This is a genomic window from Micromonospora sp. C97, assembly GCF_018070385.1.
Taxonomy (GTDB): Bacteria; Actinomycetota; Actinomycetes; order Mycobacteriales; family Micromonosporaceae; genus Micromonospora; species Micromonospora parva.
Genome location: NZ_JAGPXU010000002.1, coordinates 508,401 through 528,458, shown reverse-complemented (window position 1 = coordinate 528,458; position 20,058 = coordinate 508,401). Strand labels below are relative to the sequence as shown.

The 20,058-nt window shown below is 72.1% G+C and carries 17 protein-coding genes; 12 read left to right on the top strand and 5 right to left on the bottom strand.

Annotation, left to right across the window (positions count from 1 at the left end; genetic code table 11):
• Positions 1–95 precede the first annotated feature (95 nt).
• Positions 96–1,757: a hypothetical protein gene (locus KBX26_RS05665; RefSeq protein WP_210864868.1), complete on the top strand. Its 1,662-nt coding sequence runs from the start codon at positions 96–98 to the stop codon at positions 1,755–1,757.
• Between the two features lie 18 nt (positions 1,758–1,775).
• Here KBX26_RS05665 and KBX26_RS05660 read toward each other — a convergent pair whose 3' ends face one another.
• The 3 genes from KBX26_RS05660 to KBX26_RS05645 form a co-directional block, all read right to left on the bottom strand.
• Positions 1,776–2,963 carry an NADH-quinone oxidoreductase subunit D gene (locus KBX26_RS05660; RefSeq protein ID WP_209444462.1) on the bottom strand — a complete coding sequence of 396 codons (1,188 nt, stop codon included), beginning with the start codon at positions 2,961–2,963 and terminating at the stop codon, positions 1,776–1,778.
• Positions 2,960–4,240 (bottom strand): SAM-dependent methyltransferase, encoded by a 1,281-nt coding sequence (locus KBX26_RS05655; RefSeq protein ID WP_247680271.1) that lies wholly within the window; start codon positions 4,238–4,240, stop codon positions 2,960–2,962. The genes KBX26_RS05660 and KBX26_RS05655 overlap by 4 nt, the downstream gene beginning before the upstream one ends.
• A gap of 81 nt (positions 4,241–4,321) precedes the next feature.
• Positions 4,322–5,236 (bottom strand): SDR family oxidoreductase, encoded by a 915-nt coding sequence (locus KBX26_RS05645; RefSeq protein WP_210864867.1) that lies wholly within the window; start codon positions 5,234–5,236, stop codon positions 4,322–4,324.
• A 118-nt stretch (positions 5,237–5,354) separates the two neighbouring features.
• Here KBX26_RS05645 and KBX26_RS05640 point away from each other — a divergent pair, with 118 nt between their 5' ends.
• From KBX26_RS05640 to KBX26_RS05605, 8 genes are all read left to right on the top strand, one after another.
• A complete protein-coding gene (locus KBX26_RS05640) occupies positions 5,355–5,930 on the top strand; it encodes a TetR family transcriptional regulator (RefSeq protein ID WP_210864866.1) in 576 nt (191 codons plus the stop codon).
• 111 nt (positions 5,931–6,041) lie between these two features.
• Positions 6,042–7,016: a Rossmann-like and DUF2520 domain-containing protein gene (locus tag KBX26_RS05635; RefSeq protein ID WP_030327948.1), complete on the top strand. Its 975-nt coding sequence runs from the start codon at positions 6,042–6,044 to the stop codon at positions 7,014–7,016.
• On the top strand, positions 7,013–7,861 hold the full coding sequence (gene panC, locus KBX26_RS05630; RefSeq protein WP_210864865.1) for a pantoate--beta-alanine ligase: 849 nt from the start codon (positions 7,013–7,015) through the stop codon (positions 7,859–7,861). Before KBX26_RS05635 ends, panC begins: the two co-directional genes overlap by 4 nt.
• Positions 7,862–7,905: 44 nt before the next feature.
• The gene (panD, locus tag KBX26_RS05625; RefSeq protein WP_030327945.1) at positions 7,906–8,334 is read left to right on the top strand and encodes an aspartate 1-decarboxylase; all 429 of its coding nucleotides are present in this window, start codon (positions 7,906–7,908) and stop codon (positions 8,332–8,334) included.
• A 96-nt stretch (positions 8,335–8,430) separates the two neighbouring features.
• The gene (locus tag KBX26_RS05620) at positions 8,431–9,327 is read left to right on the top strand and encodes a septum formation family protein (RefSeq protein WP_210864864.1); all 897 of its coding nucleotides are present in this window, start codon (positions 8,431–8,433) and stop codon (positions 9,325–9,327) included.
• A gap of 108 nt (positions 9,328–9,435) precedes the next feature.
• Complete coding sequence (locus KBX26_RS05615; protein WP_030327941.1) at positions 9,436–11,133, top strand: L-aspartate oxidase; 1,698 nt, start codon at positions 9,436–9,438, stop codon at positions 11,131–11,133.
• An 11-nt stretch (positions 11,134–11,144) separates the two neighbouring features.
• Complete coding sequence (nadC, locus tag KBX26_RS05610) at positions 11,145–12,047, top strand: carboxylating nicotinate-nucleotide diphosphorylase (protein ID WP_247675554.1); 903 nt, start codon at positions 11,145–11,147, stop codon at positions 12,045–12,047.
• A 17-nt stretch (positions 12,048–12,064) separates the two neighbouring features.
• The gene (locus KBX26_RS05605; protein ID WP_030327937.1) at positions 12,065–12,823 is read left to right on the top strand and encodes a type III pantothenate kinase; all 759 of its coding nucleotides are present in this window, start codon (positions 12,065–12,067) and stop codon (positions 12,821–12,823) included.
• Between the two features lie 36 nt (positions 12,824–12,859).
• Here KBX26_RS05605 and KBX26_RS05600 read toward each other — a convergent pair whose 3' ends face one another.
• A complete protein-coding gene (locus tag KBX26_RS05600) occupies positions 12,860–13,480 on the bottom strand; it encodes a class I SAM-dependent methyltransferase (protein ID WP_307857751.1) in 621 nt (206 codons plus the stop codon).
• A gap of 209 nt (positions 13,481–13,689) precedes the next feature.
• On the opposite strand from KBX26_RS05600, the gene lysS reads away from it, so the two are divergent.
• From lysS to KBX26_RS05585, 3 genes are all read left to right on the top strand, one after another.
• Positions 13,690–15,198 (top strand): lysine--tRNA ligase, encoded by a 1,509-nt coding sequence (gene lysS, locus KBX26_RS05595; RefSeq protein ID WP_030327934.1) that lies wholly within the window; start codon positions 13,690–13,692, stop codon positions 15,196–15,198.
• A gap of 113 nt (positions 15,199–15,311) precedes the next feature.
• A complete protein-coding gene (locus tag KBX26_RS05590) occupies positions 15,312–15,656 on the top strand; it encodes an Lsr2 family protein (RefSeq protein WP_081883668.1) in 345 nt (114 codons plus the stop codon).
• Between the two features lie 583 nt (positions 15,657–16,239).
• Positions 16,240–18,783 carry an ATP-dependent Clp protease ATP-binding subunit gene (locus KBX26_RS05585; protein WP_210864862.1) on the top strand — a complete coding sequence of 848 codons (2,544 nt, stop codon included), beginning with the start codon at positions 16,240–16,242 and terminating at the stop codon, positions 18,781–18,783.
• Positions 18,784–19,068: 285 nt separating this feature from the next.
• On the opposite strand, the gene KBX26_RS05580 is transcribed toward KBX26_RS05585, so the two are convergent.
• On the bottom strand, positions 19,069–19,980 hold the full coding sequence (locus tag KBX26_RS05580; RefSeq protein ID WP_030327928.1) for an A/G-specific adenine glycosylase: 912 nt from the start codon (positions 19,978–19,980) through the stop codon (positions 19,069–19,071).
• Positions 19,981–20,058: the final 78 nt, after the last annotated feature.

The following is a 20,058-nucleotide window of genomic DNA, read 5'->3' as shown; positions in this document are numbered from 1 at the left end:
CGCTGTGGACGCCCCCGCCCCCGACCGGGCGGGGGCGTCCGCGCGTCCCGGGGACCCGTTCCCTCCGCCGGACATCGTGGGTAGGCTGCACATCCATGCCAGCCCCGGCCACCCCCGACGCCCGGCGTCAACCACCGCTGCTGACCATGCTCTTCTGGGCGGGCGTCGCCCTCGCCCCGGTGGCGGCGCTGATCCTGCTGGTGGCCGACGGCAACGGCCCGCTGCGCTTCGCCGCCGTGCTCGCCATCCTCGCGGTGGTGTTGATCGGTCTGTCCATCGCGCTGCGGCCCGAGGGCGAGGTCGACTCGGTGCGGACCGACGAGCTGCTGGACGAGATCGAAGGGCTGCGTCGGGAGCTGCGCAGCGAGATCGTGGCCGCCGCGCAGCGCGGCAACCAGGCGCTCGACCAGGCGCAACGGGCCCAGGAGGCGATCGCCGCGGTGCGTCGCCGACTCGACGTCAGCGGTGCCGCTCTCGCCGGTGCCGCCCCCGCTGTCGAACCAGCGGGCGCCGGGCGGGCGCGGGTGGCTGCCGTCGAGCCGCCGGTGGACGACACGCCGGCGGCCCGTAGCCGGGTCCCGGGTGACGCGTCGGCCGGCCGGGCCCGGGTGTCGAGCCCCGACGACGCGCCCCGGTGGGGGCGCTCCGAGCACCCGGACGACGACGAGCCGGGGTACGCGCGGGCAGCCCCCGAGCCACCGGCCACCGCCGGGACGTACGGCGGGGAACGACCAACGGCCGCCGCGTACGGCTCAGCCCGACCCCGGGAGCACGACCGCCCCGAACCGGCCCACCGGCCGGGTGGCGTGGTCAGGCACACCGAGACCGTGCACGTCACCACTCGGCACACGGTGGTGGACGGCGGCGCGGCCGAACCCGCCGGGCGCTACGGCGGCGGGTACGCCGGCCAGTGGACCCCGCCCGCGCAGGAGTGGACCCGGGGCGGCGACGCGGACGAGCGCCCCCGGCCGGCCGGCCGGGCGAGGCACGAGCCGGACGAGCGCCCCCGAGCCGGGTACGGCGACGAGCCGGGCTGGACGGGCCGCCGCGACGAACCAGAGTGGACCGACCGGCGCGACGGGTACGCCCCACGCGACGAGCCCACCCCGCCTTCCCGGTCGCACCGCACCCCGGAGCGGCCGGCGGCCGCCTCCTGGGACAGCCCGGACGATCGGGGCTGGTCGGAGCAGCGTGACCGGGCGGCTGCCGCGCCGCAGCCCGGGCCGCCCCTGCGGGCTGACGACACCGGCGAGTACTGGTCGCAGTTGCGGACCGGTGACCGGTGGGCCGCCGTCCGCGACGACGAGAACGGCCGCGAGCTGCGGGTCGGCGAACGTCGGGCCGAGGTGCACGCCGACGCCACCGGCACCGAGTACCGGATGGCCGACCGCTGGGCCGCCGTCCGCCACGAGGAGCCGCGCCGCCAGGAGGACGCCGGCGGTTACGAGGAGCCGCGCCGCTACGAGGACGCCAGCGGTTACGAGGAGCCGCGCCGCCACGAGGAGGCCGGCGGTTACGAGCCGGCGCGTCGCCGCGACCGCGACGGTGGCTGGCGGGACGAGCCGGGCCGGCCCGCGCTGCCGGCGGGCGGTGTGCCGGTGCCCGACGAGTGGCGTCCACCGCGCCAACGCGGCCACCAGGCGGAACCCGCGCCGGAACGGACCGGCCGGCGGCGGGTCGACGAGCGTTACGGCTACCCGCCCCAGGACGACGTGCCGCGCGCCGGGGGCGCGCCACCCGCCGACCGCTGGCGCTGACCGGTCAGCCGGCTCGGGTCACTTGTCGATGTCGCCGACCACGAAGAACATCGAGCCGAGGATCGCGATCAGGTCCGGGACCAGGCAGCCGGGGAGCAGGGTGGCCAACGCCTGCACGTTCGCGTACGAGGCGGTGCGCAACTTCAACCGCCACGGCGTCTTCTCGCCCCGCGACACCAGGTAGTAGCCGTTGATGCCGAGCGGGTTCTCTGTCCAGGCGTACGTGTGTCCCTCCGGCGCCTTGAGCACCTTCGGCAGCCGGGTGTTGATCGGCCCGGTCAGCCGATCCACCCGGTCCAGGCACTGCTCGGCGAGATCCAGCGACGCGTACACCTGGTCGAGCAGCACCTCGAACCGCGCGTGGCAGTCCCCGGCCGTCCGGGTGACCACCGGCACGTCCAGCTCGTCGTAGGCCAGGTAGGGGTCGTCGCGGCGCAGGTCCAGGTCGAGCCCGGAGGCTCGGGCCACCGGGCCGGACGCACCGAACGCGGCGGCGTCCGCGGCGGACAGCACACCCACGCCGACGGTGCGGGCCAGGAAGATGTCGTTGCGGCGGATCAGGTGGTCCAGGTCGGGCAACCGGCGGCGTACCTCACCGATCGCCGCGCGGGCCCGCCCGGTCCACCCGTACGGCACCTCCTCCTTGAGGCCACCCACCCGGTTGAACATGTAGTGGATCCGGCCGCCGGAGACCTCCTCCATCACCGCCTGGATGGTTTCGCGTTCCCGGAAGGCATAGAAGATCGGCGTGATCGCGCCGATCTCCAACGGGTACGAGCCGAGGAACATCAGGTGGTTGAGCACCCGGTTCAGCTCCGCGAGGGCCATCCGCAGCCAGGTGGCCCGCTCCGGCACCTCCATGCCCATCAGGCGTTCCACAGCGAGCACCACACCCAGCTCGTTGGAGAACGCCGAGAGCCAGTCGTGCCGGTTGGCCAACACGATGATCTGCCGGTAGTCACGCACCTCGAAAAGCTTCTCCGCGCCCCGGTGCATGTAGCCGACGATCGGTTCGCAGGCGACCACCCGCTCGCCGTCGAGCACCAGCTTCAACCGCAGCACACCGTGCGTGGAGGGGTGCTGCGGGCCGATGTTCAGCACCATGTCGGTGCCGAGCTGCTGATCACCGGTGCCGGCGACCAGGCCGGCCCCGGTGCCGACGGTCAGTTCACGAAGGTCCCCGGCGTCGGTGGTCATGCCCGTCATCGTGCCACGACCGACCCGAGCGGGATGCCGACCGGCTGGCGCAACCACAGGTGCCCGCCGAGCCCGGCCGGGTCGGTCAGCTCGGCCACCGCCGACGCGGCGGCCAGCGCCCGCACGTAGCCGGCCGGGTCGGTGCCGGCCAGGCTGAGCGGCGGTCGCCCACCGTCGGCCCCGAGCGCCCGCAGCGCCTCCCGCTGCGGAACCATTGAGTACGCGCACCGGGCGACCGCCGCACCGGCGGAGGCGACCGAGTCCATGGCCACGTGGGCTGTCACATCACTCGTCCCGTCCGGCACCGGTGGCACCTGCCGCCCACCCCGGTACCCGGTCAACGTCCCGTCCACGGGCCGGTCGCCGCTCAGGTGCCCGTAGTCCACAGCCACCGCGAGCCCTCGGCTGATCTTTCCGACCGCGTTGGCCCAGGCTTCGTCTCTCGTCCTTCCGATTTCGGCCCTTCCTTGGTCGCCGCTGGGGGTTTCGGGGCAGCCCGGCCGGCTCCGGGCGGTCAGGCTTGATCCCTGCGCCGGCCGGCCTGCCCCGAAACCCGACCCGCTGTCGCTGGTCGCGTCGGTCCAGGTCAGCCCCGGCCTCGGGTCACTGTCCGTAACGGGCGAGGGGTCGGGGCTGGGCCACCAGGTGGTCAGCCAGTCGAGGTCGTCGGGGGTGACCGGCTCGCCAATCGATTCGGCACCGCTGCCGGGGTCGACCAGGACATATCGCCAGCCGTCGCCGGTGTGCACCGCCACGTCCAACGGGACGTTGTCCAGCCATTCGGTAGCGATCAACAGTCCGGTGATCCCGTCGGGAATCTCAGCGGTCCAGCTGATCTCTTCGGGCAGGTTCTCGGGGCGGTCGGCGTACTCGACTGCTGTGAAGCGGATGCGTTCCGCAAGCGACGGACGGACATTGCCGGACGGCGGCTCCCCGCCCAGCGGACGGGCGGAGGCCGTGGGAGTCAGGGTTTCCGGGGAGCCCGACCACGCAGGGATCAAGCCTGACCGCCCGGAGTGGGCGGGCTCCCCGGAAACCCCCACCGCGAGCCCGACGAGAGCCCGCAGCAGCTCGCCTCGCCCAGCCCCCACGTCGACCACGTCGAGCCGCGACGGATGCCCCAGAGCGGCGTCGACCTGCGTGAGCAGGCGCAGCAGGGCGGTGGTGAACGCCGGGGACGCGTGCACGCTGGTCCGGAAGTGGGCGGCCGGCCCGCCGCCGGCCACGAAGAAGCCGCCCGGCCCGTAGAGGGCCTGGTTCATGGCGTCCCGCCAGCGGATCGGCATCAGGTCAGGGTGCGTCACCGTGCCGACCCTACGGTCACCGGTTGTGGGCCGACCCGTGATCCCCGCCCGGGGTCGTGCCGTTCATGCCGTCCGGAAGTAGTGCCCTTCGTGGAGGTCGGCGATCAGGTCGGGGTGGGTCGGGGTCCAGCCCAGCAGGTCGCGGGTGAGGGCGGACGACGTGGGGTTGTCGATCTGCACGAACGAGCCGAGGAAGCCGAAGTGTTCGTCGGCCTCGGCGGGGCTGATGCTTCGGACCGGGAGGCCGAGGTTGTCGCCGATGGCTGCCGCGATCTGTCGGAAGGGGACGCCTTCGTCGGCGGCTCCGTGCAGGCGCGTGCCGGCTGGGGCCTTTTCGAGGGCGAGTCGGTAGAGCACTGCCGCGTCGAGGGTGTGGACGGCCGGCCACCGGTTGGTGCCCTCGCCGACGTACGCGGCGTAGCCCTTGCGTCGGGCCGCGGCGATGATGGTGCTGATGAAGCCGTAGCGGTCGAGGGAGCTGTGCACCGTGGGTGCGAGCCGGACGATGGAGGAGCGCACACCGCGGGAGCCGAGGCCGGCCACGAAGTTCTCCGCGTCGATCCGGTAGCCGCCGCCCGGGAAGGTGTCGTGTTCGGTGCCGGGGCGGCCGACGATGCCGCCCATCACGAGCATGGCCGTCCCGCCGGTGCCGACCAGGGGTTTGCCGGAGCCGGCCAGGCCGTCGGCGAGTGCGGTGAGGGCGTCCAGGTCGGTCCTGGCGGCACCGGCCAGGTCGCCGTTGACCATGAGGTCGTGGCGGAACGCCAGGTGGATCACGCCGTCGGCGGCGACCGCCTGGTCCCGAAGCACGTCGAGGTCGGCCAGGTCGCCGCGGTGTGCGTGGGCGCCGAGCTTCTCGATGGCGGCGGCGGATGTGTCGGAGCGGGCGAGGCCGACGACCTCGTGCCCGGCGGAGAGCAGTTCCGGGACGACTGCGGAGCCGAGGTGGCCGGAGGCGCCTGTGACGAATACGCGCATGGTGGTTCCTTCGTGAGTGCCGATGTCACCTTGCGACATAACCGTATACCGAGTGATGTCACATCGCGACATCCGGACGAACTTAATGTCGCAGTGTGACGTCGGATACCATCGCCGCATGGCCCGCTGGCAACCGGACGCGCGCGGCCGCCTGGAGGCGGCCGCCTTCGAGCTGTTCCGCGAGCGCGGCTTCGAACAGACCACCGTCGCCGACATCGCCGCCCGTGCCGGCCTCGACAAACGCACCTTCTACCGGCTCTTCGGGGACAAGCGCGAGGCGCTCTTCAGCGGCAGTGGGCGCGTCGAGGAGGTCCTGGTCCAGGCGGTGACCGAGACCGACGCCGGCCCGTTCGAGGCGGTCGTCGCCGCCTTCCGCCGGGTGGCGGAGGAGCTTTTCGCGGACCGTCTCGAACTGGTCCGGGCGCGGCAGGCCATCATCGAGAGCAGCCCGGAGCTGCAGGAGCGTGAACTGCGCAAGACCGGCTCACTCGCCGCCGCCGTCACCGCCGCCCTGCGCGCCAGGGGCCTCGACGAGACCACTGCCACCCTGGCCACCGAGTCGGGCGCGACGGTCTTCCGGGTCGCGTACGCCCGCTGGGTCGCGCCCGGCAGCGACGCCCCGCTCAGCGACCTGATCGCCGAGGTGGCCGCCGAGCTACGCGCCATCACGTCAGCCCCTACCGAAACGCCCTGACGAGCCGTCTCGTCGGTGGTGAAGGTTTTCACACATGCTTGTCCCGGTTCGGCGGGCCGGGCGCATACTTGCGATCGACCGGTACCCCTTCTCGAGGACTGGATCATCGACATGAGCGCACCGATGCGCCCGCGTCCGGCCGCCCCACCCGGGCCTGCCGCGTCGTGGGACAGCGCCGTTCCCGGCGCCCGCGCCACCTCCCGTCTGCTCACCGTCGGTGTCGTCGGCGCGGGCCGTGTCGGCGCCGTGCTGGGTGCCGCGCTCGCCGCCGCCGGGCACCGGGTGGCCGCCGTCTCCGGCAGCTCCGGAGCCAGCCGCGCCCGCCTCGCCCTGCTGCTGCCCGAGGTGCCCCGCCGCCCGGCCGCCGCGGTGGCCCACGCCGCCACCGACCTGCTGCTCGTCGCGGTACCGGACGACCGGTTGGCCGCCGTGGTGGCCGACCTCGCCCAGCGGGGTGCGCTGCACCCGGGCCAGATCGTCGCGCACACCTCGGGAGCGCACGGCCTGGCCGTGCTGGGGCCGGCCGTCTCGGCCGGAGCCCGCCCGCTCGCCCTGCACCCCGCGATGACCTTCACCGGTACGCCGGACGACCTGCCCCGCCTCGACGGCATCTCGTACGGGGTGACCGCCCCGGCGGAGTTGCGCCCGCTGGCCGCCCGACTGGTCGCCGACCTCGGCGGCGTGCCCGAGTGGGTGGCCGAGTCGGACCGCCCGCTCTACCACGCCGCGCTGGCCCACGGCGCGAACCACCTGGTGACCCTGGTCAACGAGGCGACCGACCGGTTGCGCGACGCCGGGGTGTCCCGGCCGGAGAAGGTGCTCGCCCCGCTGCTGCGGGCCGCCCTGGAGAACGCGCTGCGGCTCGGCGACGACGCGTTGACCGGCCCGGTCTCCCGTGGCGACGCGGGCACCGTACGGCGGCACCTGGACCGGTTGGTGGCCACCGCGCCGGAGTCCGTCCCCGCGTACCTGGCGTTGGCCCGTCGTACCGCCGACCGGGCGATCGCCGCCGGCCGCCTCCGGCCGGTGGACGCACAGTCGCTGCTCGGTGTGCTGGCCGACAGCGGTCGGGAGGTGGCGGCATGACCCAGGTGGTGCACACGCGGGCCGAGTTGGCCGAGGCCCGGGCCGGGCTGAAGGGCACGGTCGGGGTGGTGATGACCATGGGTGCGCTGCACTCCGGGCACGAGACGCTGCTGCGCGCGGCCCGGGAACAGGCCGACCACGTGCTGGTGACGATCTTCGTGAACCCGTTGCAGTTCGGGCCGAACGAGGACTTCGACCGCTACCCGCGCACCCTCGACGCCGACCTGGAGGTGTGCCGGCGGGCGGGCGCCGATCTGGTCTTCGCCCCGTCGGTGGCGGACATGTACCCGGACGGGCAGCCCCGGGTCCGCCTCGACCCGGGTCCGCTCGGCGCTGAGCTGGAGGGGGCGAGTCGTCCCGGCTTCTTCCACGGCGTGCTCACCGTGGTGCTGAAGTTGCTCCAGCTCACCCGGCCGGACCTGGCGTTCTTCGGCGAGAAGGACTACCAGCAGCTGACCCTGGTCCGACGGATGGCCCGGGACCTGGACGTGCCGGTCGAGGTGGTCGGCGTGCCGACCGTCCGCGAGCCGGACGGGCTGGCCCTGTCCAGCCGCAACCGCTACCTGAGCGAGTCGGAGCGGGCCGCCGCGCTGAGCCTGTCCGCCGCGTTGCGGGCCGGCGCGCGGGCCGCCGACGACGGTCGGGACGCGGGGGCGGTGCTGACCGCGGCGCACGCCGCGTTTGGTGCCGGTACGCCCGGTGCCCGCCTCGACTACCTGGTGCTCACCGACCCCGACCTGGAACCGGGACCGGTGTCCGGGCCGGCCCGGTTGGTGATCGCCGCCTGGGTGGGTGCCACCCGGTTGATCGACAACGCGGCGATCCACCTCGCCCCGCGCCCCTGACCCGGCCGCACCACCCTCCACCAATCCCGCGAAAGGCCACCCCGATGTTGCGGACCATGCTCAAGTCGAAGATCCACCGAGCCACGGTGACCCAGGCCGACCTGCACTACGTCGGTTCGGTGACGGTGGACGAGGACCTGCTCGACGCCGCCGACCTGCTCCCCGGCGAGCAGGTGGCGATCGTGGACATCACCAATGGCGCCCGGCTGGAGACGTACGTGATCCCGGGCGAGCGGGGCAGCGGCGTGATCGGTATCAACGGTGCCGCCGCGCACCTGGTGCACCCCGGTGACCTGGTCATCCTGATCTCGTACGGGCAGATGGACGACGCCGAGGCCCGGTCGTACCGGCCTCGGGTGGTGCACGTCGACGCCGACAACCGGGTGATCGAGTTGGGTGCCGACCCGGCTGCGGCGGCACCCGGCACGGCCGGGAACCCGGTGCCCAGCCCGTTGGCCGTGTCCGGAGTCTGATCCCGGGTACCACGATTCCGGTCTGTCACCGGACTGTCATTTCCGGTTACCCTGGGCCCGCTGGCGGAAGCCGGTCGGTGGCTGGGGGAGGCCGCGATGCGCCGTGCCATGACGACCCTGTTCGCCGCTGTTGCCGCGGCGGCGCTGCTGGTGGCCTGTGCCGGGTCCGACGGCCTGGACGGTGATCTGACCGACGACTGGGCGGCCCTGCCGGCGCCGTCGGCGTTCACCCCGGCAGCCGGCGTGTGTCACGCCGCCGACTTCACCGATCTGGTCAGCCTGGCCAGCTACCAGCCGGTGGACTGCGCCGGCCCGCACCGGCTGGAGACCGTGCACGTGGGGGCGTTCCCGGTCGAGCGGACGACCGCCCCGGCGGGTGGTTCGGCGGAGTTGCGCGGCGCGTTCGCCGAGTGCGACACCCGGGCGGCCGGCTACCTGGGTGACGACTGGCGGTCGGGCCGGCTGCGGCTGTCAGTGGCGCTGCCCAACGGGCCGGGTTGGGCGGCGGGTTCCCGGTGGTTCCGCTGTGACGTCACCGAGCTGACCACCGTCGAGGCGGCGGCCACCGTGGTGGTCCGGTCGGGCAGTCTGCGGGACGCCTTGAAAGGGCCCACCGCGCTGCGCCTGGGTTGCCAGCAGACCCGCGCGGGCGCCGGCCGGGGGGTGCAGACGTTGATCCCGGTGGAGTGCGGCGCACAGCACGACGCGGAGTTCGTCGGGGTGTGGCGGGCACCGGATCGGCCGTACCCGACCCGGGACGCCGATTGGCTGCCGCTCTACACGGGTTGTCGCAGCGTCCTCGCCCGGTACGCGGGCGTACCGGACGACGCCACGCTGCGTTTCCGCAGCGGGGTGGTGGTCCGGCCGCCGGGGGCGGGGCGGTGGAAGGTCGGTGATCGGGGGATCCGCTGCTATCTGTGGCTCAGCGACCGTACGGTGACCGCCTCCCTGAAGGGCGCGGGCCCGGTGGGTCTGCCGGTGCGGACGAAGTGACAGTGGCCTGACGGTCGACGCGGCGCGGCGGGCGCCGGACGGCGTCGCCCAAACCACTCGTCCCGCCCCCGCCGCCCCGGGCGAGGACGGTTCGGGTTGACTGGGGGAATGCGTTTCCCGACCGTCGACCTGCCCGCCCTGCCCACGCTGCTGGCCGCGCCAGCGCCCGGCTGGGTGGAGACCACCGACGTGATCGTGGTGGGTTCCGGCGTGGCCGGGTTGACCGCGGCGCTGCACCTGCGCGAGGCGGGTCTGCACGTCACGGTGGTCACCAAGGTCAACATCGACGATGGCTCGACCCGCTGGGCGCAGGGCGGCATCGCCGCCGTGCTCGACCCGGCCGACTCCCCGGCGGCGCATGCCCGGGACACCGAGGTCGCCGGGGTCGGGCTGTGCGACCCGGCGGCGGTCCGGGTGCTGGTCGAGGAGGGCCCGACCCGGCTGCGTGAGCTGATGCGGATCGGCGCCGAGTTCGACAGACACCCGGACGGCTCGTTGATGTTGACCCGCGAGGGCGGGCACCGGGCGGACCGGATCGTGCACGCTGGCGGGGACGCCACCGGCGCGGAGGTGCAGCGTGCCCTGCACGCCGCCGTGCAGCGCGACCCGTGGATCCGGCTGGTCGAGCACGCCCTCGTGCTGGACCTGCTGCGCGCGCCCGGCGACGGCCCGGACGGGCTCGGCCCGGCGTGCGGGATCACCCTGCACGTGTTGGGTGAGGGCAGCGAGGACGGCGTCGGCGCACTGCTGGCCCGCGCGGTGGTGCTCGCCACCGGCGGAATGGGGCAGGTCTTCTCGGCCACCACCAACCCGGCGGTCTCCACAGGGGACGGGGTGGCGCTGGCGCTGCGGGCCGGCGCGGCGGTGACCGACGTGGAGTTTGTCCAGTTCCACCCGACCGCCCTGATCACCCCGGCCGGCGCGGGGGTGCCCGGGGCCGGGCACGCGCAGCAGCCGCTGGTCTCCGAGGCGTTGCGCGGCGAGGGCGCGTACCTGGTGGACGCGGACGGCAAGCGGTTCATGGTGGGCCAGCACGAGTTGGCCGAGTTGGCCCCCCGGGACGTGGTGGCCAAGGGCATCCACCGGGTGTTGGTGGCCACCGGCGCGGACCACGTCTTCCTCGACGCGCGGCACCTGGGCGGCGACTTCCTGGCCGGTCGGTTCCCCACCATCGTGGCGTCCTGCCTGGCGATCGGCGTGGACCCGGCGACCGACCTGATCCCGGTGGCGCCGGCCGCCCACTACGCCTCCGGCGGGGTCCGGACCGACCTGCGCGGCCGTACCTCCATCCCCGGCCTGTACGCCTGCGGCGAGGTGGCCTGCACCGGCGTGCACGGCGCGAACCGGCTGGCCAGCAACTCGCTGCTGGAAGGGCTGGTCTTCTCCCGGCGGATCGCCGAGGACATCGCGGCCGGCCTGCCCGAGCAGGCCCAGCCGGCGGACGTCGGCGCCTGGCGTGGCGGCACGGGCTGGGTGCTGCCGGCGGAGGTGACGCCGACCCTGCAGCGGGCGATGACCCGGGGGGCCGGGGTGCTCCGATCCGCGGCGACGCTGGCCGAGACGGCCGGGACGTTGACCGAGCTGGGTGTTGCCCGGGGTCGCCCGCGCACCGCCGACTGGGAAGCGACGAACCTGCTGACCGTGGCGTCGACGCTGGTCGCCGCCGCGTACGCCCGTGGTGAGACTCGGGGCTGCCACTGGCGGGAGGACTTTCCGACGGCCGACGAACGGTGGCTGGGCCATCTCGTCGGGGCGGTCGGGGCGCAGGGCCGGGTGACGCAACAGTGGGAGGGGAGTTCACGGTGAGCGCGACGGAGATGGCGTTGACGGGGCCGACGGCGGTGGCGTTGCAGGCGGCCGGACTGGAGCCGGCACAGGTGCGGCAGGTGATCGAGGGCGCGCTGGTCGAGGATCTGGGCCCGGACTTCCTGGACGTCACCAGCGTGGCCACCGTCCCGGCGGAGCAGACCGACACGGCCGACCTGGTGGCCCGCGCGGACGGGGTGTTGGCCGGGATGGCGGTGGCCGCCGCCGTGTTCGAGCTGGTGGGTGAGGTGACGGGCTTCGGTCGTACCGTCGAGGTGTCGGTGCTGGCCCGCGACGGTGAGCGGGTGGCCCGCGGTGACGTGCTGGCGACGGTGACCGGCCCGACCCGGTTGCTGCTGACGGCCGAGCGGACGGCGCTCAACCTGCTCTGCCGGATGTCCGGGGTGGCCACCCACACCCGGGCCTGGGCGGACGCGCTGGCCGGTACGAAGGCGATGGTGCTGGACACCCGCAAGACGACGCCGGGCCTGCGGGCTCTGGAGAAGTACGCGGTGCGGGCGGGCGGTGGCACCAACAAACGGATGGGCCTCTACGACGTCGCCATGATCAAGGACAACCACAAGCTGGCGGCCGGGGGCATCACGGCGGCCTACCGGCGGGTCCGGGAGGCGTTCCCGGAGGTGCCGGTGCAGGTCGAGGTGACCAGCGTCGACGAGGCGGTGGAGGCGGTGGAGGCCGGGGCGAACTTCCTGCTCTGCGACAACATGACGCCGGAGGCGCTGGCCGAGGCGGTGGCCGCGGTGGGTGACCGGGCGGAGCTGGAGGCGACCGGTGGGCTGACCCTGGAGGTGGCCGGCCGGTACGCGGCCACCGGCGTGGACTTCCTCTCGGTGGGCGCGTTGACGCACTCGTCGCCGATCCTGGACATCGCGATGGACCTGCGTACCGACTAGTTGTCTAGGCTGCGTGCGTGCTGCTCTGCATCGACATCGGAAACACCAACACCGTGCTGGCGACCTTCGACGGCGACAAGCTGGTGCACTCCTGGCGGATCAAGACCGATGCCCGCTCGACGGCGGACGAGCTGGGCCTGAAGTTCCGGGGTCTGCTCGCCGGGGACAACGTCGAGATCACCGGCGTGGCCGCCTGCTCCACCGTGCCGGCCGCGTTGCGGTCGCTGCGGACCATGCTCGGCCGTTACTACGCCGACCTGCCGAGCGTGATCGTGGAGCCCGGTGTGCGGACCGGCGTGCAGTTGGCGATCGACAACCCGAAGGAGGTGGGCGCCGACCGGGTGGTGAACACCCTGGCGGCGTACACCCTCTACGGCGGCCCGTCGATTGTTGTGGACTTCGGCACCACCACCAACTTCGACGTGATCAGCGAGCGCGGTGAGTTCCTGGGCGGCGCGTTCGCCCCGGGTATCGAGATCTCCTTCGACGCGCTGGCCGCTCGGGCGGCGCAGTTGCGCAAGGTGGAGGCCACCAAGCCCCGCTCGGTGATCGGTAAGAACACCGTGGAGTGCCTTCAGGCCGGCCTGTACTTCGGCTTCGCCGGGCAGGTGGACCGGATCGTCGAGCGGATGACCGAGGAGTTGGGCGAGGTGCGGGCGGTGATCGCCACCGGCGGCCTCGCCTCCCTGGTGATCAACGAGTGCCGCACCATCACCCACCACGAGCCGATGATCACGCTGATCGGCCTGCGGATGGTCTACGAGCGCAACCGGTGACCCCGGCCGCCGTCGGGGGCGGCCGTCGGGTGGACCTCAGCGGCGTCGGGCGCGCAGCACCAGCGTCCGGTACGGCAGCTCGATGGTGTCCCGGCCAGCGAGGGCGGGGTGGGTGTTCAGGAGTTCGGTCAGTTCCCGCTCGACCCGCCGTTGATCGTCCGTGGTGGCGGTGAGCCAGTACGAACGGGTGCGGACCACGCCGCGCAGCTCGTCCGGCGTGAGCGTGCTGTGGTGCCGGAACTCGCGCCGCTCGATCGGGTCGAAGGCGGAGCCGAAGTCGGGGTGGTCGTTGCCCGCCAGGCTGGCTGAGTTGTCGCCGAAGTGGGCGATACGACCCAGCTCGGCCACCCAGTCGACGCTGTCGTCACGGATGTTCCACAGGGGGGCGAAGGTGCCACCGCCACGGAGCACCCGGGCGATCTCGGCGTGCGCGGGCTCCCGGTCGAACCAGTGGTACGCCGTGCCCACCAGCACCGCGTCCGCGGCCGAGTCGGGCAGCGGCAGGGCCTCGGCGGTGCCCGCCAGCGCGGTCGTGCCCGGGGTGCTGACGGCGAGTTGCGCCCGCATCCCCGGATCGGGCTCGACCGGTACGACCTGGTGGCCCAGGGCCAGCACGGCGCGGGTCAGGATGCCGGTGCCGGCCGCGAGATCCACCACTTGGCCCGCCCGCAGCCCGCCGAGGGCCCAGCGGACCGCAGCTTCGGGATAACGTGGCCGAAAGCGGTCATAGTCACTCGCCGCGACGCCGAAGGACAGGGCGTGAGTGTGATCCGCCATGACGGGCAGGTTATCCGGTAACAGCCACCTGAGCGCTTGAGTACGCTCGGGCCTGACCCCCCGTAGTCATCGTGACGAGGAAGCGTGCCGTGAGCGAGCAGAACCCCGTGCCAGTGGACCCCGCCGACGACCTTCCCGAGCAGATGAAGGTCCGCCGGGAGAAGCGGGACCGGATGCTCGCCGAGGGTGTCGAGCCCTACCCGGTCGGCTTCCCCCGCACCACCACCCTGGCGCAGGTCCGGGCGGCCTACGCCGACCTGCCGACCGACACCGCGACCGGCGACCAGGTCGCTGTCACCGGCCGGGTGATCTTCGTACGCAACACCGGCAAGCTCTGCTTCGCGACCCTGCGGGACGGCGACGGCACCGAGTTGCAGGCGATGCTCTCGCTGGACCGGGTCGGGCCGGAGCGGCTGGAGGCGTGGAAGCGCCTGGTCGACCTCGGCGACCACGTCGGCGTCACCGGTGAGGTGATCACCAGCCGCCGGGGTGAGCTGTCGGTGTTGGCCCAGCACTGGGAGATGACGGCGAAGGCGCTGCGACCGTTGCCGGTGGCCCACAAGCCGCTGTCCGAGGAGGCGCGCGTCCGGCAGCGTTACGTCGACCTGATTGTCCGGCCGCAGGCACGGGAGATGGTGCGTACCCGGGCCGCCGCCGTACGCAGTCTGCGCGATTCACTGCACGGGCAGGGCTTCATCGAGGTGGAAACGCCGATGTTGCAACTGCTGCATGGCGGCGCGACGGCTCGACCGTTCGTGACCCACAGCAATGCGTTGAACACCGATCTGTATCTGCGAATCGCTCCCGAACTGTTTCTCAAGCGCGCTGTGGTCGGCGGCGTCGACCGCGTCTTCGAGATCAACCGCAACTTCCGTAATGAGGGTGTCGACTCTTCGCACTCGCCGGAGTTCGCGATGCTGGAGACGTACCAGGCGTACGGCGACTACGACACGATCGGCGAGTTGACCCGTAATCTCGTGCAACAGGCGGCGATCGCGGTGAGCGGTTCGACTGTGGTGACCCACGCCGACGGGCGCGAGTTCGACCTCGGCGGCGAGTGGCGGTCCGTGACGTTGTTCGGTGTGCTTTCCGAAGCGCTGGGCGAGGAGGTCACGGTCCGCACCGAACGCTCACGCCTGGTGGAGTACGCGGACAAGGTCGGATTGGCGGTGGACCCGAAGTGGGGCCCGGGCAAGCTGGCCGAGGAGTTGTTCGAGGAGCTGGTCGTTCCCGGCCTGGAGGCGCCCACCTTCGTCCGGGACTACCCGGAGGAGACCAGCCCGCTCACCCGGGGCCACCGCAGCGAGCCGGGGTTGGCCGAGAAGTGGGACCTCTACGTGCTCGGCTTCGAGCTGGGCACCGGGTACTCCGAGCTGGTCGACCCGATCGTGCAGCGGGAGCGGCTGGTCGCCCAGGCGCAGTTGGCCGCCCGTGGCGACGACGAGGCGATGCGTCTCGATGAGGACTTTCTTCGGGCGATGGAGTATGGAATGCCGCCGGCCGGCGGTATGGGAATGGGAATCGACCGGCTGTTGATGGCGCTGACCGGCCTCGGAATTCGGGAAACGATCCTCTTCCCCTTGGTCCGCCAGGAGTAGTCCGGGCCGGAGCTCACGGCGGGCCGTAACGGGGTCCTATTGACGCGACGAGCGGCGCGGGGGTTATTGTGCTCTAGTTAGCAGGAGCGCCCTGCTCGAAAGGAATGTGGGACGTGGCCAAGCAGATCATTCACAAGCTGGTCGATGACCTGGACGGCGGGGACGCGGACGAGACCGTCAAGTTCGCCCTCGACGGCGTTCAGTACGAGATCGACCTGTCGAGCGCCAACGCCGCGAAATTGCGTGATGCATTTGCCGCGTACGTTGGCGCCGGCACCAAGGTCGGCCGTGGTGGTGTCGTGATCGGTGGGCGGGCTGCCCGCGGTCGCGGTGGCGCGACCGCCGATCGGGAACAGAACAAGGCGATCCGGGAGTGGGCCAAGAAGGCCGGCAAGGACATCTCGGACCGGGGTCGTATCCCCCAGGAGATCGTGGACGAGTTCCACGCGAAGCGCTGACCTGTCAGCAGCGTGGTGGCCAGCCGCCACCGCAGGCGACACCGACGCCGGGCCGGAGGAGTTCTCCGGGCCGGCGTCGCCGTATCCGGGATGTCGCGTCGTGTGCCCGTTCGGGGTGAGTGACCGTTTCGCCGCTGGGGTCGCGGTGGCCGCTCGGGGGTGGCGTCGTCGGGTCCGGTCCGGGCCGGGAAGCAATTCGAGCCGACCGTCGTTGTCCACAACCAGTGGACCAGCTGTCCACAACCTGTGGACAACCTCCCCAGGGTCCGGCGCGACGCTTGTCGCGACCGCCGGTCCGGCCGCCCGGAGCCTCCGGGAGCGCTTCCGGACCCCGGATCGGGCTTCGGTGGCGCCAGTCGGATTTCGCTCTGCGCGTAGCGACAGGGCCACCGGAACACCTCCTGAGCGCGGACGGTTGTTCAAAACGACGTGGAACTGACCCAGACCGGAGACACACGACCTCAGCTGAGTCGGTCAGCGACGATAGAGTAAGGAGGCACGGACGCCCGTCCTGGACGTTCGTGCACCGGCCCCGCCAAGATCTTGACCATCAAGGCGCACGGCACGTGAGGAGCACGAGGGCATGTTCGAGCGGTTCACCGACCGAGCGCGACGGGTTGTCGTCCTGGCCCAAGAAGAGGCCCGGATGCTCAACCACAACTACATCGGTACGGAACACATCCTGCTGGGCCTGATCCACGAAGGTGAAGGCGTCGCGGCTAAGGCCCTGGAGAGCCTCGGCATCTCCCTGGAGGGCGTCCGCCAGCAGGTCGAGGAGATCATCGGCCAGGGCCAGCAGGCGCCGAGCGGGCACATCCCGTTCACGCCGCGGGCGAAGAAGGTGCTGGAGCTGTCGCTGCGCGAGGCGCTGCAGCTCGGCCACAACTACATCGGCACTGAGCACATCCTGCTCGGGCTGATCCGTGAGGGCGAGGGCGTCGCCGCCCAGGTGCTGGTCAAGCTCGGCGCCGACCTCAACCGGGTCCGCCAGCAGGTGATCCAGCTGCTCTCCGGCTACCAGGGCAAGGAGCCTGCCGCGGCGGGCGCCGCGCCGGGTGAGGCCGCGCCGTCGACCAGCCTGGTGCTGGACCAGTTCGGCCGCAACCTGACCCAGGCCGCCCGCGAGGGCAAGCTCGACCCGGTCATCGGGCGCGAGAAGGAAATCGAGCGGGTCATGCAGGTGCTCTCCCGCCGTACCAAGAACAACCCGGTCCTGATCGGTGAGCCCGGCGTCGGTAAGACCGCCGTGGTGGAGGGGCTGTCCCAGAAGATCATCAAGGGCGAGGTGCCCGAGACCCTCAAGGACAAGCAGCTCTACACGCTCGACCTGGGTGCGCTGGTCGCGGGTTCCCGCTACCGCGGTGACTTCGAGGAGCGCCTCAAGAAGGTGCTCAAGGAGATCCGCACCCGCGGCGACATCATCCTGTTCATCGACGAGATCCACACCCTGGTGGGTGCGGGTGCCGCCGAGGGCGCCATCGACGCCGCCAGCATCCTCAAGCCGATGCTGGCCCGTGGCGAGCTGCAGACCATCGGTGCCACCACCCTCGACGAGTACCGCAAGCACCTGGAGAAGGACGCCGCGCTCGAGCGCCGGTTCCAGCCGATCCAGGTGGGTGAGCCGTCGCTGGCCCACACCATCGAGATCCTCAAGGGTCTGCGCGACCGGTACGAGGCCCACCACCGGGTGAGCATCACCGACGCGGCGCTCGTGGCCGCCGCGACGCTGGCCGACCGGTACATCTCCGACCGCTTCCTGCCGGACAAGGCGATCGACCTGATCGACGAGGCCGGTGCCCGGATGCGGATCCGCCGGATGACCGCGCCGCCAGACCTGCGTGACTTCGACGAGCGCATCGCCCAGGTGCGTCGCGACAAGGAGTCCGCGATCGACGCGCAGGACTTCGAGCGCGCCGCCCAGCTGCGCGACAAGGAGAAGCAGCTGCTCGGCCAGAAGGCCCAGCGGGAGAAGGAGTGGAAGGCCGGTGACCTGGACGTCGTCAGCGAGGTTGACGACGAGCAGATCGCCGAGGTGCTCGGCAACTGGACCGGCATCCCGGTCTACAAGCTGACCGAGGAGGAGACCTCGCGCCTGCTGCGCATGGAGGACGAGCTGCACAAGCGCGTCATCGGCCAGGAGGACGCGGTCAAGGCGGTCTCGAAGGCGATCCGGCGTACCCGGGCCGGCCTGAAGGACCCGAAGCGCCCGTCGGGCTCGTTCATCTTCGCCGGCCCGTCCGGTGTCGGTAAGACCGAGCTGTCCAAGGCGCTCGCCGAGTTCCTCTTCGGCAGCGAGGACGCCCTCATCCAGCTGGACATGTCCGAGTTCCACGACCGTTACACGGTCTCCCGGCTCGTGGGTGCCCCTCCCGGCTACGTCGGTTACGACGAGGGCGGGCAGCTGACCGAGAAGGTGCGGCGTCGGCCGTTCTCGGTGGTCCTCTTCGACGAGATCGAGAAGGCCCACCCGGACGTGTTCAACACGCTCCTGCAGATCCTCGAAGACGGTCGGCTCACCGACGGTCAGGGTCGGATCGTGGACTTCAAGAACACGGTCATCATCCTGACCACCAACCTGGGCACCCGAGACGTCGCCAAGGCGGTGTCGCTGGGCTTCCAGCAGTCGGAGGACTCCGAGTCCAACTACGACCGGATGAAGCAGAAGGTCAACGACGAGCTCAAGCAGCACTTCCGGCCTGAGTTCCTCAACCGGATCGACGACACCATCGTCTTCCACCAGCTGCGTCAGACCGAGATCCTCTCGATCGTGGACATCATGATCCAGCGGATCGAGGGCCAGCTGCGGAACAAGGACATGGGTCTGGAGCTGACCGACAACGCCAAGAAGTACCTGGCCGCGAAGGGCTTCGACCCGGTGCTCGGTGCCCGTCCGCTGCGTCGCACGATCCAGCGCGACATCGAGGACAACCTCTCCGAGCGGATCCTGTTCAACGAGCTGACCCCCGGTCAGATCGTGGTGGTCGACTGCGAGGGCGACCCGGACGACATCGACAAGTCCAAGCTCGTCTTCCGGGGCTCGGACAAGCCGGTCGACGTTCCGGACGCCGTCCCGGCCGATCTCGGTGGCACTGCCGCTGGCACCGCCGCCGCAGGCGTGGACGAGTAGCACAACCGGCAAGGGGCGGGGCCCCGGTGGCGCAAGCCACCGGGGCCCCGCCTTCGTGCGCCACCCGCACGAACAACACCCGCCACCCCGCCGCCGCCCGGCCGACCACCCTCCAGGACCGCCCGACCCGCCCGACCCGTCGCACCCGCTCGGCCCGCCCGCTCGGCGGTGGCCTCGTCCCGGTGGAGCGCTTCCGCCCGCAAGATCGCACAACATCCAGGATGTAGTGGCATCCGTCGCGCCTGACACCACTACTTCCAGGATCGAGCACGATCTTGCGGACGGTCAGGTCGTGAGGTCGGCCGTTGGCAGGGAGGGGCCGTCACCGACCAGGCGGAAGGAGTCGGTGCCGGCGGGCTCGACCAGCCCGTCCTGCACCAGGCCGGCGAGGGCGCGGGCGCGCTGCACGTCGTCGGTCCAGACCTGGTCCAGCCGCTGGTGCGGAACCGGCCCGGTGCTGTCCCGCAGCACCCCGAGCAGCAGGCCGCGTACCTGTCGGTCGGTACCCGCGTACCGCTGGGGCCGACGGGTCGGCCCCGCCGGTGCCTGCTGGCCGGACGCCCGCCAGGCGCAGGTCGACTCGACGGGGCAGGCCGTGCAGCGCGGCGACCGGGCGGTGCAGATCACCGCTCCCAGCTCCATGAACGCGGCACTGGCCAGCGCTGCCGCTGCCGGTTCCAGTGGGAGCAGTTCTTCGGTGGCGACCAGGTCGGCGGGTCGGGTGACCGGCCCGGCGTCCGGTTCACCGGCCACTGCCCGGCACACGACCCGGCGTACGTTGGTGTCGACCACCGGGTGCCGCTGCCCGTACGCGAAGGCGGCCACCGCCCGCGCGGTGTAGGTGCCGACGCCGGGCAGTGCCAGCAGGTGCTCCAGCCGGTCCGGCACCTGGCCGGCGTGCCGGTCGACGATCGCGACCGCGCATTCGCGCAGCCGCACCGCCCGACGGGGGTAGCCGAGGCGTCCCCACATCCGGATCGCCTCGGCGGGGGTGTCCGCCGCCAACGCGGCCGGCTCCGGCCATCGCGCCAGCCAGGCCTCCCAGGCCGGCACCACCCGGACGACTGGCGTCTGCTGAAGCATGACCTCGCTGACCAGGATGGCCCACGGGGTGACACCGGGCTCGCGCCACGGCAGGTCCCGGGCGTGCTGCTGGAACCATCGGCTGACCGCTGTGGCGAAGTCGGGTTGAGTCATGGCGTCGTCGATGATGTCACGCCCGGCGTTCCCGTTGGGTGGGCGGCTCGGGCGGGGTGCCACGACGTCGTCCGGCGG